Origin of the sequence: Agrobacterium sp. CFBP2214, from assembly GCF_030209895.1 — a bacterium.
Lineage (GTDB): Bacteria > Pseudomonadota > Alphaproteobacteria > Rhizobiales > Rhizobiaceae > Agrobacterium > Agrobacterium radiobacter.
The window spans coordinates 273,925-287,280 of record NZ_JARVRC010000006.1; the positions used below are offsets into that span (position 1 = coordinate 273,925).

A 13,356-nucleotide genomic window follows, 5' to 3' on the forward strand; every position below is an offset into this window, starting at 1 on the left:
TTCGACGCGACCCTCGGCCTCAGTCAACCTCGGGATCGTATTCTCTCGGGCTCTCGTCCTTCGAGAACAGGACGCAGGGCCCGCGTGAACCGCGCGGATCATAGGCATATCCCTTGGCGGTCAACGCCTGCATGATATCGCGAACCCCGGCGAGACCGTAAAGATGGTCATGCAGCTCCACGAATATCCGCTCCACGCCGGTCAGATCGGCCCTGCCGAGCAGGTCGCGTTCCGCGCCCTCGATATCCATGACAAGCGCGGTAATGCCCCGGCTGGCGATAAATTTATCGATATTGGCGGAGGAGATTTCGATGCGCTTTTCATAGGGGCCCTGTTTTTCGTCCATGGACGACATCCAGAGATCCTTGCGAACGTAAAAAGAATAGGAGCTCGGCTCGTCGGCGGTAAGAAGTCCCTGCGAAAACACGACATTACCGCGGCAATTCGCCTTGATCACCCGCTCCGCCAGCGCCGCCGTGGAGGGGTTGGCCTCGAAAGCCCAGACGGAAACGTCCTCAATGCCAGCAATGATCGACGTGATGATCCCGATACCGGAGCCCAGCTCCAGCACACGATCGCCGGGCTTGATGGCTTTCAGGACGCTGCGGGCCTCTTTCGCCTCGTAGCTGCCGTCGGTCAGCGCCTGCCAGATGACGGGCGACACCTCGTCGGAAGAAAGAGGCAGGGCAACTCCATGCACGTCCAGTATTTCCATGTCTCAAGCCTTTTCGCAAAACCCGGCCGCTTCGTCGGAATGATCCCATATCGACCGGGAATGCTCTACAGCATCGTTGCGGCAACCGGTATCGGTTTTCGCAAGCAACAATATGACTTGGTAAAAATTCAAGATACGGCCGCCGTCAAACAGACCCCGTCTCAGACGGAACTCCAGGCCACCAGCTCCTTGGCCGGCAATGGCCTGCTGATCAGATATCCCTGAACCTGATCGCATCCCAGACGCCTGACGCATTCATATTGCTCTTCCGTCTCGATACCTTCGGCAATCGTCGTCATCCGCAGACTGCGACCGACACCGACCACGAATTCCACGATCGCCAGCGCATCGCGGTCGCTGGTGATATCGCGCAGGAACGAGCGGTCGATCTTGATCTTGTCGAAGGGTACGCCGCGCAAGTTGGCGAGCGATGAATAGCCGGTGCCAAAATCATCCATGGCGATCTTGATGCCGACGGCCTTCAGCCGCGACAGCGTATTGATCGTCTGGTCGCTCTTGTTGAGCAGGATCGATTCGGTGATTTCAAGCTCGAGCCGGCTCGGCTCCAGCCCGCTTTTCTCAAGCGCGCCCATGACGTTCTGGATGAGACTGGTGCTGTGGAACTGAACCGGCGACAGATTGACGGCCACCTTCATGTCCTCGTCCCAGCCCATCGCCTCGCGGCAGGCGGTCTCCATCACCCATTTTCCGAGCGAATGGATAAGGCCGGTTCTTTCCGCCACGGGAATGAAAACGCTGGGCGGCACATCGCCCCGCACCGGATGTTTCCAGCGCAGCAGCGCCTCGAAGCCGCAAAGCTTGCGGGTCTGCGTCGCCACCTGCGGCTGGTAATAGACTTCCATCTCGTCGTTCTGCAACGCGGTCTGCAGATCGGCCTCGAAGGATTTCTTCTCGGTCAGCTGTTTCTGCATGCGGACCTTGAAAACGCTCGCCCGGCCGGGGCCGATAGCCTTGGCCTCATAAAGCGCCAAGTCGGCACGCTTGAACAATTCATCCGCATCGACGGCGCCGTGCGAAATGGCGATGCCGATGCAGGTGCCAATTTTGACCTCCTGCTCACCCAGCTGGTAAGTGCGGCTGATCTGGTCGATGAGCTTGGTGGCAAGGCGGCGGGCGGCGTCCTCGTTCAGATCGTCGGAGACGACGGCGAATTCGTCGCCGCCCAGACGGCAGACCATGTCATAATCGCCGCCGATGGCCGAAAGGCGCTGCGCCACGGCCTGAAGCAGCGCATCGCCCGCATCGTGGCCGAGCGTGTCGTTCACGTCCTTGAAGCCGTCGAGATCGAGGAGAAGGATGGCCGTCGTTCCCGTACCGCCGAAGGATCGGCGCAATCTCTCGATCAATTCCTGGCGGAACAGCGCGCGGTTCGGCAGGCCCGTCAGCGCATCGTGATAGGCATCATGCTCGAGCCGGACATTTTTCGCCTGCAATTCCAGCGTGGCGGCACGTAGATCGTCCGTCAGGCCGCGCATGCTTTTCTGCGCGCGGTTCAGGAGGTCGTTCTGGCGAAGCAGCAATATGACAAGTGCTATACCGCACAGGATGAGGCCGCCCGCCAGCGCGGTGTAAACGATATGCAGCTTGCGCACATCCTCATGGGCCGTATCGATCAGATTGACGTCATAAGCGACGGAAGACGAGGCCAGCGTCGTCATCGGCGCGTCAAGTGCGCTCATTGCCGAAAGCAGATCCGGCACATCGGCCGGATTAAGGTTGTTCACCTGCTGCTCCAGACGGGCCAGAACGGCATCAAGACGGGTCACTAGATCCCGCCACTGCTGCTTTTCGTCGATGAAGGCGCCCAGATTGCCCTGCTTCAGAAGCTCAAGGCGGCTCAGCATGATGTCCAGACGCAGTTGCAACTCGTCCCGGTCGATCTTGCCGGGATTGAGCGCAAAGACGGCCAGCTTGTTCTGGAGGCGCAGATATTCGGCTACGGTCTGGCTGACGGCCCAGGAATCATTGTAGCGGGCGAATTTCTGCAGAGCGGTCTGCCGCTCGGCAATGACGAAAGCGATATAGCCCGTTGCCAGGACGAAGCAACAGATGATCACCGCCACAAGTTTTCGCAAACGGCACCTTTATTCCACTATCAGTTTGGCAACTTGCCATGCGGACCGCGAATAATAGGTCTGCTTCTGCAGCTCCGGGTCGCTGTCATAGGGATAGATGACGAACAACGGGCCTTTTTCGCGAACTGTCATGTAATTGCCATCCAGCTTGATCGCCAGGATAACGTTAAATTTCTTAAAATCTTCAATAGGTATCGTGCTGACATAATCGTTGAGAGCGACCGCCGTGACGCTGGTGCCCTTTGCACCGACGACATCCATCAGTTTCGCCAGCGAGACACCATCGAAACGGACACGGCCGTCATGCCAGGGCGTCGTCGTCTCCACCCTTTCCATGCCGAGCGCTTCCAGCATGTCACGATCAAATACCGCGGCGCCATCGGCATTCGTATTACTGATGTTTCCGGATATGGTTAATATCGGCTTTCCCTGCGGTTTGGCAATTTCCCCGGCTTCGGCACAGGAAAGCCACGCAAGCGACAAGAACGCACTGAGAAGTACCCGGGCGAAACTCATACTTTTTCTCCATCGATAACGTTCAGGTCGAGGGTTTTCACCAACCTTTGAAGGTCAAGGGAACCGACGTTAGCAATATATATCAGGAACTGATGTTATATCCTCACTGAGATTTTATCCGTATTTTCTCTAGGTTTTGAGTAAACCCTTTGGATAATTTTTCCGTCTTATTGTAGTTTTTTACACTCGACGCCCTGTTATGACGCAGGCGGCAAGCCCCGGAGACCCCTCCCGATAATTCGTCAGGTGCGACAAAGGCCGAATTGTGGCGAGAGCCTCGCCATCGCCGCACAGGTTCATCTGATTCGCGTGAGGCGGCCGGGCAGGCGTCGCCCCATCTCCGCGCCGGATTGAAATGACGAATGACAAATTCCACATCATAGAAAAATCATGACGATTGCCGGAGCACACGGTTGAAACATACCGCCCGGAACTTAATATAAAGGCTGTCGTTTCCGTTTCCGGCAATTCCAGAAGCCTCTTGTCGGAAATATCCAGACACATGTTCCGCGCAGCGAAAGCCGCGATGCCGGTTCGTCCGGCCAGGACAATTCTGTTCACGTCTCCGGGCCGGACGGCATTCGCCGTATCGGCCGCATCATGAAGGTAGCCCCTATGCACACCTATCCCGACATCAAACTTCTCATTGATGGCGAATGGCGAGACGCCGTTTCCGGCAAGACGATCGCCGTGTCCGATCCGGCAACCGACGAGATCATCGGCGCGATCGCGCACGCCGAGAAGGAAGACCTCGATCTGGCGCTTGCCGCCGCCGAGCGCGGTTTCAAGCTGTGGCGCGACACCTCCCCCTTCGAGCGCTCGAAGATCATGCGCAAGGCGGCCGATATCCTGCGCGAGCGCAAGGACAAGATCGCCTATATCATGACCCGCGAGCAGGGTAAGCCGCTGGCGCAGTCGGGCACCGAAATCATGGGTGCCGCTGATACCATCGACTGGTTCGCGGAAGAAGCACGCCGCACCTATGGCCAGGTCATCCCGGCCCGCGCGAGCGGCGTTTCGCAGCTTGCCATCAAGCTGCCGGTCGGCCCTGTGGCGGCGTTCACGCCGTGGAACTTCCCGATCAACCAGATCGTCCGCAAGCTTTCCGCAGCGCTCGCCACCGGCTGCTCCATCATCGTCAAGGCGCCCGAGGAAACACCGGCATCGCCGGCCGAACTCATTCGCGCCTTCGTGGATGCGGGCGTGCCTGCCGGCGTCATCGGTCTCGTTTACGGTGTTCCATCCGAAATTTCGGAATATCTGATCCCGCATCCGGTCATCCGCAAGATTTCCTTCACTGGTTCCACGCCCATCGGCAAACATCTGGCCGCACTTGCGGGCAAGCACATGAAGCGCGCCACGATGGAACTGGGCGGCCACGCGCCTGTCATGATCTTTGACGATGCCGATATCGACAAGGCGATCGAAGTGACCTCGCTTGCCAAGTTCCGCAATGCCGGTCAGGTCTGCGTCGCCCCCACCCGCTTCCTCGTGCAGGACGGCGTGGCCGATCGCTTCCTTGAAGGTTTCGTGGAAGCGACGAAGGCCATCAAGGTCGGCAACGGTCTCGAAGATGGCGTCATCATGGGCCCGCTCGCCAATGAGCGCCGCATTCCGGCACTGGAAGGCCTCATCAGCGACGCCGTTTCCCATGGCGCAGAATTGAAGACCGGCGGCCGTCGCATCGGCAACAAGGGCAATTTCTTCGAGCCGACGGTTCTCGCCAATGTGCCCACCACCGCCAAGATCATGAATGACGAGCCCTTCGGCCCGGTCGCGATCATCAACCGCTTCTCGAGCTTCGATGACGCCATCACCGAAGCGAACCGCCTGCCCTTCGGCCTTGCATCCTACGCCTTTACCGGTTCGGTCAAGACCGCGCACGCACTTGGCCAGCAGGTAGAGGCCGGCATGCTGACCATCAACCATAATGGCCTTGCGCTTCCCGAAGTCCCCTTCGGCGGCATCAAGGATTCCGGTTATGGCACGGAAGGCGGCTCGGAAGCGGTTCAGGCCTATCTGGAGACCAAATTCGTCAGCCAGATGAGCTGAAGTTAGTTTGTCACGAAACTTCTTCTCCCCGTCGGGGAGAAGAAGTAAGCGGTACCCACTCGGTCCGTCAGCACTCTTCGAAAGTTGCTCAGCCCTTGCCTCCAGCCTCATCCTGCCCTAAAAGAACAAAAAGTGAACTTTGAGGGCAATATGAGCGACACGGCGGCACCTTCATTGAAGGAAATCTTCAACCGCGAGAAACTGCGGCACATCGCCGATCAGACCAGGGCCGTCCATCCGCAGTTTGACATCTCAGCCTTCATGGCGCTCGCCACCGAAAACCTCGAGGCCTTGGGGATCATGCAGCGTATGCGGCAGGTGGCGACGAGCCTGCATGCGACACTTCCCGGCGACTATGCCCGCAACATCGAAATCCTGACCGCCGCAGCGCCGGGCATCGGCAACGGTTTTGCCTCCATTTCGCTGCCGGAATATGTGGCGCTCTACGGCCTCGATGATTTCGATCTTTCCATGGAAGCGCTGCATTATTTCACCCGTTTCGGCTCCTCGGAATTCGCCATCCGTCATTTCCTGCAAAGGGATATGGCCCGTACCCTTGCCGTGATGGAGACATGGTCACGACATGAAAACGAACATGTACGGCGGCTGGCGAGCGAGGGCTGCCGGCCGCGCCTGCCATGGTCATTCCAGCTCAAATCCCTGATCAACGATCCATCCCCGGTCACTGGTATCATCGAGGCCATGAAAGCTGATGAGGCGCTTTATGTGCGCAAATCCGTCGCCAATCATCTGAACGACATCACCAAGGACAATCCCGCTTTCGTGCTGGCGCTCATCGATGCATGGCCGAAGGAAAATCCGCACACGCGCTGGATTACACGCCAAGCCCTGCGCACATTGATCAAGAAGGGCGATGCAGCTGCACTTGCCCATCTCGGCGCACATGAGGAAGCGGAAATTGCACTTGCGGCATTTCAGGTTACGCCGGACAAGGTGGCTCTCGGCAACCCTGTGCGGATTTCAGCCTCTTTCACCTCGACGGCGAAACGCCCGCAGAAACTGGTGATCGACTACGCCGTGCACTACGTGAAGAAGAGCGGCGACGCCTCGGCGAAAGTCTTCAAGTGGAAAGAAATCGAGCTTCAGCCCGGTGAGACATGCGCGCTGTCGATCAGCCGCGCCATACGCGATTTCACCACCCGCAAACACTATCCCGGCCTTCACAGGGTTGAGCTGATGATCAACGGCAAGCTTGTGGCAGAAAGCGCCTTCGAGCTTCTGGGCTGACAACGGCTCATGCCGCCGGGAAAATCTTCGCCCGGCGGATGATGACGGAACCGCGGTCACCGGCGGCGACGTCGTTTTCCGGCGGCACGTCAAATTCCAGGATGTCGCCGCCATCGGTGCTGGCGATTACCCGGCGTTCACCCGCCCGGTCGAGAACCCGCGCCACCGAGGCGGGAATGCCCTCATGCAGATCTTCCCATTCGAGATCGCCGGGGCGGGCATAGATATCCACGACGCCATCGCCCTGCGCATAGGAGAAAGGCAGCTCATTGTCACCGACATAGACCTTGCCGCCGCGCGCCACGCCAGAGACCCGGTTGGCATCACCCAGAAAGCGCATGACGAAGGCGCTGTTCGGCTGGCGGCAGACCTCCTTCGGCGTGCCCTCCTGTACGATTTCGCCCTGATTGAGGATGACAACACGATCGGCAAGATCGAGCGCCTCTTCCTGGTCATGCGTCACGAAAATCGTGGTGATGCCGAGCGAATCGTGAATCTCGCGCAGCCAGCGGCGAAGGTCGCGGCGCACATTGGCGTCCAGCGCTCCGAAAGGCTCATCCAGCAGAAGCACCTTTGGATCGACCGAAAGCGCACGCGCCAGCGCCACGCGCTGCCGCTGCCCGCCGGAAATCTGCGCCGGGAAACGGTCGCCCAGACCATCAAGCTTCACCAGCCGCAAAAGCTCCCCGACGCGGGCGTCGATCGCCGCCTTGTCCCGCTTCACCTTCGAGACCTTCATGCCGAAAGCGATGTTTTGATGCAGAGTCATATGCGGGAAAAGCGCATAATGCTGAAACACGAAACCGACGCCGCGGTCACGCACCGGAATATTGGTGGCGTCCTCGTCGCCGAAAAAGATACGGCCGCCATCGCTATATTCGAGACCGGCGACCATGCGCAAAATCGTCGTCTTGCCGGAGCCTGAGGGACCGAGCAGCGCCAGAAGCTCGCCGCTTTCGATATCCAGCGAAACATCGCGCACGGCGCGGAAGGTATCGAAAGTCTTGACCACATTTTCGAGGCGGATTTTCATGGGAATCAGGTCTCCGTGGCGATGGCGGCATCGCCGTTGGTCTTCTTGGCGCCGCGTCCGGCGCCGCGCCCTTCCAGCGCCACCTTGGCGATGATGGTGACGACGGCGAGCAAGGCAAGGATGGAGGCGGACGCGAAGGCGCCGGCCGTCTGGTAATCGTGGTAAAGCAGCTCGATATGCAGCGGCAGCGTATTGGTCTGGCCGCGAATATTGCCCGATACGACCGATACCGCGCCGAATTCGCCCATCACGCGGGCATTGCAGAGCACGACACCATAAAGCAGCGCCCATTTGATGTTCGGCAAGGTCACCGAAAAGAAGGTACGCCAGCCGGATGCGCCAAGCGAGGTCGCCGCCTCCTCGAGATCGCGACCCTGCGCCTGCATCAGCGGGATCAGTTCGCGCGCCACGAAAGGCGCAGTCACGAACATCGAGGCGATGACGATGCCGGGAAGCGCGAAGAGTATCTTGATATCATGCGCATCGAGGAACGGGCCGAACAACCCCTGAAGGCCGTAAACGAAGAGATAGGAGACGCCGGCGACGATCGGCGAAATGGAAAAGGGTATTTCGATCAGCACCAGCAGGAAGCGCCGGCCCGGGAAATCGAACTTGGTGATCGCCCATGCGGCGGCCACACCGAAGGCGGTATTAACAGGCACGGCGATCAGCGCCGTCAGTACCGTCAGCATGATGGCGTGGCGGGTATCGGGATGGGTGATGGTGGCGGAATAGACCTTCCAGCCCTGCGAAAAGGCTTCGACGCCGATGATGACAAGCGGCGCTAAGACCAGCAAGGCACCGATAACAAGCACGAAGGCAATCAGGCTGCGGCGAACAAGAGGCGCGTCGCCAACCCGTGGCGGCTTGCGGTGTGAAGAAACGACACTCATGTCTCAGCCCCTCACCGTGTAACGAAGCGCGCGCGCCTGCAGGTAATTGGTCACCGCCAGCATCACGAAGGCGGTGATGAGCAGCACGGAGGCGATGGCGGCCGCCGCCTGATAATCATATTCCTCCAGCCGGATGAAGATCAGCAGCGCGGTGATCTCAGTCGAAAACGGCTGGTTGCCGGCGATGAAGATGATCGCCCCGAATTCGCCGAGGCTGCGGGCGAAGGACAGCGACAGACCGGCGAGCAACGCCGGCGTCAGGAGCGGCAGGATGATCTTGCGGAAAATTTCGAGATCGGAACCACCGAGCGATTGCGCCGCTTCTTCCAGCGCCGGATCGAGGTCTTCCAGAACCGGCTGCACGGTGCGAACGATGAAGGGCAGGCTGGTAAAGGCCATCGCCACCATGATGCCAAGCGGCGTGTAGGCCACCTTGATGCCGAATTGGGAAAGCACCGAGCCGAACCAACCATTGCCCGCAAAAAGCGTCGTCAGCGCAATGCCGGCAACGGCGGTCGGAAGCGCAAAAGGCAGATCGACGATGGCGTCCACGATGCGCCAGCCGGGAAAACGGTAACGTGTCAGCACCCAGGCAAGCGCCACCCCGAAAATGACGTTGAACAGCGTGGCGGCCAGCGCACAGAGCACGGTAACACGATAGCTGGCGACGGCGCGCGGAGAAGAGATGATCGACCAATATTCGGCAGGGCCTAGGCTTGCCGCCTTGAACACCAGCGCCGAGAGCGGCAGAAGCACGATGATGGCGACGTAAGTCAGGGTAACGCCAAGGGACAATTTCAGCCCCGGCAGAACATTCCGTTTCAAACCCCGCCCCCAATTCATCAACAAGCGACCCGGCAGTTTCCCGCCGGGTCTTCTATCTGTTCTTTGTCGTTGTGATTAACGGCTGCCGTAAAGCGTATCAAGCGTCGCGCCGGATGCAAAATGCTCTTTCTGGATTTTGTCCCAACCGCCGAAGACATCATCGACATTGACGAGGCGAATGGCGGGGAACTTGTCCTTGAACTCGCCGACGACCTTTTCATCGTGAACGCGGTGGCCGAATTCGGCGGCGATGCGCTGGCCTTCCTCGGTATAGAGGAAGTCGAGATAGCTCTTCGCCAGATCACGCGAGCCGCGCTTGTCGACCACCTTATCCACCACGGCCACCGGGAATTCGGCGAGCAGGCTGACGGAGGGCACAACGCCTTCCACCTTGTCGGCGCCATATTGCTTGGCGATGCCGCGGGTCTCGGCTTCGAAGGTGATCAGCACGTCGCCGATCTCGCGTTCCACGAAAGTGGTGGTGGCGGCGCGGCCTCCGGTGTCGAAAACCGGCGTATTGTCGAAGATTTTCTTGACGAATTCCTGGACCTTCTTCTCGTCGCCGTTGAACTTCTCCTTGGCGTAAGCCGTGGCGGCGAGATAGGTGTAACGGGCGTTACCCGAGGTCTTCGGATTGGGGAAAACGATCTTCACATCGTCGCGGGCAAGATCGTCCCAGTCCTTGATACCCTTGGGATTGCCGGCGCGCACGAGGAAGGACGGGAAGGAATAGAACGGCGATGCGTCGTTCGCAAAATCCTTCTTCCAGTCGGCGGAAACGAAGCCCTGCTTCACCAGAAAATCGACATCGGTCACCTGGTTAAAGGTGACAACATCGGCTTCAAGACCCTCGACAATGGCGCGCGCCTGCTTGGAGGTGCCGGCATGCGACTGATCGACGGTTACGCCCGGATGCTGTTTGATGAACGCCTCGTTCTCGGCCGCAAAAACTTCGCGGGCGACATCGTAGGATGCGTTGAGGATGGTGGTCGGAGACTGCGCCTGCGCCGCACCTGCAAAAAGAGCGGCAAAAGCAGTACCGATAATGAGAAGACGTTTCATGAATACCCCCGGCAATTCGAATGGTGTTCAACATAGCGGGCGGCAGCAACGCCCGCGAGAAACAACTGTGCCTTGCAGGGGTATGGATTGGAAATTTCACCCAAAGAATAAGCACTCAAAAGGTGATGATTTCATATAGGGCAAGAAGCCGAATTTCTTTTGCGTCACCCTTCCCAAAATCTCGGAGAGAACCATGAAATTCATCACGCCCGAAACATGTATTCGCATTGAGCGTAGCCCTCGTCCTTGTGCTTGTCACAGGAATGAGGGCGGAGATTCGCCAGTCTCCAGGCAACAGGCGCGGTCTCCACTGATCTAAAGGCGATGATCGGGAAACAGATTGCCGGAATGCCCGGCAAAATAGGGCGCCAGATTCTCCTCCCGCACCTCTTCCAGCCGCGCCGGTTGCCAGCGGGGATTGCGGTCCTTGTCGATAAGGGCCGCACGCACGCCTTCGTAAAAATCGTGCTGGCGCAATATTTCCGTGCCGGCGGCAAATTCCCGCTCCAGGCATTCGATGAGGCTCGCACTTTCCCGACCGAGGCGCAGCAGCTTCAGGGTCAGTTTCAGACTGGTGGGAGAGCGCTTTTGCAGGACCTCAAGGGTCTCGCGCGAAAACGCATCTTGGCGCGCCGAAAGTGCCGCGAAAATTTCTTCGACGGTATCAAAACGGAATGTCGCGTCGATAATATCCCGATTTAGGGATAAAACGCCTTCATCGGCCTCAACCGCCTGCGCCATGATCGCCGTCTCGATGCTGTCTATATCCGCCGCTTGCGACAGGTTCTGGACCAGACCGTCGAGACGGTCCGAAGGAACAATATAATCGGCAAAGCCGGCGTAGATGGCATCAGCGGCCGTAACCGCGTTGCCCGTCAGCCCCAGCCACGTGCCGCATTCGCCCGGCGCTCGTGGCAGGAGCCAGGAGCCGCCAACGTCAGGGAAATAACCGATGCCGGTTTCCGGCATGGCGAGTTTTGTGCGTTCCGTGACGATGCGGTGGCTGCCATGGGCTGAAATGCCGACACCGCCGCCCATGACGATGCCGTCCATCAGGGCAATATAGGGCTTGCTGAAGCGGGCGATGCGATAGTTGAGCGGAAATTCTTCCCGCCAGAAATCAAGCACCTGCGGGTCGCCGGCCTTGCCAAGATCATGAATGATGCGAACATCGCCCCCGGCGCAAAGCCCCCTGTCGCCTTCCCCGGTCAACACCACGCAGGCAACACCGGCATCCTCCTCGAAACGCTGAAGCGCCTGAAACAGGCAGCGAACCATCGGCAACGTCAGGCTGTTGATCGCCTTCGGGCGGTTGAGGCGAATGATGCCAGCCCCTCCCCGCTTCTTGACGATGACCTGCGCATCCGCTTCCGTTGTCTGTTCCAAGACCGCCTCCTCCGCTGCCCATTCATCCGGCCATCTTGGCGGCCTTGGGCCGATCACGCAACGTTGATCTTCTCTTGTAGGAACGTCTTTCGCCCAAACCGCTTTAACGGGGACAAAATGCCAGAAATCCGTTTTTGCAATGCAGCATGTTTGCTTGACGCCCGGAAAATCATGGCATGTAATGGGCTCTGGAAATGCCGGCATTGATTCCTGTCGAGCGTGTGCCGGACCAAGCGGAATGTCGCCTTCTCAAAGGCGCTGTAAACAGCAACGGGAGACGAGCATGCAGGTTTCGGAACACGAATGGATCAGCAAACGGGCATATACACTCTGGGAAAAGGAAGGCCATCCCACTGGGCGCGACGCGCACCACTGGGAACAGGCCAGGCATGAATTTTCGCTGCTGAAGACATCGGAAGCGACAAAACCCGCAACGCGCAAGAAGGCCGCTCCCAAGGTCGCGGCTGCCGATGCCGCACCGGATGCAGAAACCCCGGCGAAACCCAAGAGCCGTGCCCGCAAGGCTGCTGCCACGAAATAAGGGCTCGTGCCGTTAAGCTGAAGCCACCAATGAAAAAGCCCGACGAAATTCGCCGGGCTTTGTCTGTTTAGCGCGGGTCACAACCCAGATCACCGACCCGGCAGCCATCCCGGAGGTTTTCCGACGCAGGCGCACGGCGCGGGTCATCCCACTGGCGACGCTCGGCAGGAAGCCGGCCCTCATTCTGATTTGGCTGGCGATCGCGATTGCGATCCCGGTTCTCATCTTCGAAGCGCCGGCGATCGTCATCGCGACGGGGCCTGTCCTGATTTCTGTCGCCCTGGTTCCAGTCGCCATAACGACGTTCCCAGCGTCCGTCATTCGGACCGCCACCCTGACGGGGATCGCGCCACTCGTCACGACGACCATCACGCCAGTCATCCCGGCGTCCGTCACGCCACTCGTCACGCGGACGCGGGCGATCCCATCCGGCACTCGGCGGCGGGGCGTTCCAGTAACCGCCTGATGGCGGCGGACGACGCCAGCGGTCACGCTCGCGGTAGAAGTCGCGGTCGCGATAATAGCGGTCCCAATAACGGCCGACTTCGAAGGTGATAACCGGCACGCCGAGATCGCGGTAATAACGCGGTTCGACATAGACCCGGTTCTGCCGGTAGGTCGTGGCGATGTAACGCCCGGCTACCCAGCCGCGACCACCCACAAACGCGACATCGCACCAGGGCGTGTCCGAAAGGCAGCCATGGACGGTGAGCGGCGCGCCATTCGGGATCACCACAACAGCCGGATAGGCCGTGCTCGGGCCGGAGCGCATATTCACATTCGCGGTGGCGAAACCGCGCGTCGCAGCTTCGGCAAGTGCCGGCGCGGCGAGCATGGCCACCAGCGCAATTGCGCCAAACAGTTTTTTCTTCACTTCTTTCTCCTCAAGCAAAGGCCCGCTTTGCCCTTGTCGGCATCCACCACTTCGATGGACGAGTATGCGTTCCGCATACTGCCACGATCGGAAAATACGCGTTGCTGCATGAACG

At 59.3% G+C, this 13,356-nt stretch carries 12 protein-coding genes; 3 read left to right on the top strand and 9 right to left on the bottom strand.

The window, feature by feature from the left end:
* Positions 1-19 precede the first annotated feature (19 nt).
* The 3 genes from QRN60_RS16940 to QRN60_RS16950 form a co-directional block, all read right to left on the bottom strand.
* Positions 20-715, bottom strand: coding sequence for an FkbM family methyltransferase (locus QRN60_RS16940; RefSeq protein WP_112295565.1), 696 nt, complete (start codon positions 713-715; stop codon positions 20-22).
* 161 nt (positions 716-876) lie between these two features.
* A complete protein-coding gene (locus tag QRN60_RS16945; protein ID WP_223564893.1) occupies positions 877-2,799 on the bottom strand; it encodes a putative bifunctional diguanylate cyclase/phosphodiesterase in 1,923 nt (640 codons plus the stop codon).
* A 21-nt stretch (positions 2,800-2,820) separates the two neighbouring features.
* Positions 2,821-3,327 (bottom strand): putative pterin-binding protein, encoded by a 507-nt coding sequence (locus tag QRN60_RS16950; RefSeq protein WP_060724901.1) that lies wholly within the window; start codon positions 3,325-3,327, stop codon positions 2,821-2,823.
* A 615-nt stretch (positions 3,328-3,942) separates the two neighbouring features.
* Between QRN60_RS16950 and QRN60_RS16955 the strand changes: the two genes are divergently transcribed.
* Both QRN60_RS16955 and QRN60_RS16960 read left to right on the top strand, forming a co-directional pair.
* The gene (locus QRN60_RS16955; protein ID WP_099087377.1) at positions 3,943-5,379 is read left to right on the top strand and encodes an NAD-dependent succinate-semialdehyde dehydrogenase; all 1,437 of its coding nucleotides are present in this window, start codon (positions 3,943-3,945) and stop codon (positions 5,377-5,379) included.
* 150 nt (positions 5,380-5,529) lie between these two features.
* Positions 5,530-6,627 carry a DNA alkylation repair protein gene (locus tag QRN60_RS16960; protein WP_112295564.1) on the top strand — a complete coding sequence of 366 codons (1,098 nt, stop codon included), beginning with the start codon at positions 5,530-5,532 and terminating at the stop codon, positions 6,625-6,627.
* A 7-nt stretch (positions 6,628-6,634) separates the two neighbouring features.
* On the opposite strand, the gene QRN60_RS16965 is transcribed toward QRN60_RS16960, so the two are convergent.
* The 5 genes from QRN60_RS16965 to QRN60_RS16985 all read right to left on the bottom strand — a co-directional run bounded on the left by QRN60_RS16965 (position 6,635) and on the right by QRN60_RS16985 (position 11,826).
* Positions 6,635-7,660, bottom strand: coding sequence for a sulfate/molybdate ABC transporter ATP-binding protein (locus QRN60_RS16965; protein ID WP_087745830.1), 1,026 nt, complete (start codon positions 7,658-7,660; stop codon positions 6,635-6,637).
* Positions 7,661-7,665: 5 nt separating this feature from the next.
* On the bottom strand, positions 7,666-8,553 hold the full coding sequence (cysW, locus tag QRN60_RS16970; RefSeq protein ID WP_112295563.1) for a sulfate ABC transporter permease subunit CysW: 888 nt from the start codon (positions 8,551-8,553) through the stop codon (positions 7,666-7,668).
* Positions 8,554-8,556: 3 nt separating this feature from the next.
* Positions 8,557-9,396 carry a sulfate ABC transporter permease subunit CysT gene (gene cysT, locus QRN60_RS16975; protein ID WP_080570316.1) on the bottom strand — a complete coding sequence of 280 codons (840 nt, stop codon included), beginning with the start codon at positions 9,394-9,396 and terminating at the stop codon, positions 8,557-8,559.
* A 57-nt stretch (positions 9,397-9,453) separates the two neighbouring features.
* Complete coding sequence (cysP, locus tag QRN60_RS16980) at positions 9,454-10,440, bottom strand: thiosulfate ABC transporter substrate-binding protein CysP (protein ID WP_003507029.1); 987 nt, start codon at positions 10,438-10,440, stop codon at positions 9,454-9,456.
* Positions 10,441-10,755: 315 nt separating this feature from the next.
* Positions 10,756-11,826, bottom strand: coding sequence for an enoyl-CoA hydratase/isomerase family protein (locus QRN60_RS16985; RefSeq protein ID WP_112295562.1), 1,071 nt, complete (start codon positions 11,824-11,826; stop codon positions 10,756-10,758).
* Positions 11,827-12,109: 283 nt separating this feature from the next.
* Here QRN60_RS16985 and QRN60_RS16990 point away from each other — a divergent pair, with 283 nt between their 5' ends.
* Positions 12,110-12,367, top strand: coding sequence for a DUF2934 domain-containing protein (locus tag QRN60_RS16990; RefSeq protein WP_003507032.1), 258 nt, complete (start codon positions 12,110-12,112; stop codon positions 12,365-12,367).
* A gap of 67 nt (positions 12,368-12,434) precedes the next feature.
* On the opposite strand, the gene QRN60_RS16995 is transcribed toward QRN60_RS16990, so the two are convergent.
* Positions 12,435-13,241, bottom strand: a complete 807-nt coding sequence (locus tag QRN60_RS16995) for an SH3 domain-containing protein (protein ID WP_112295561.1) — start codon at positions 13,239-13,241, stop codon at positions 12,435-12,437.
* Positions 13,242-13,356 lie beyond the last annotated feature (115 nt).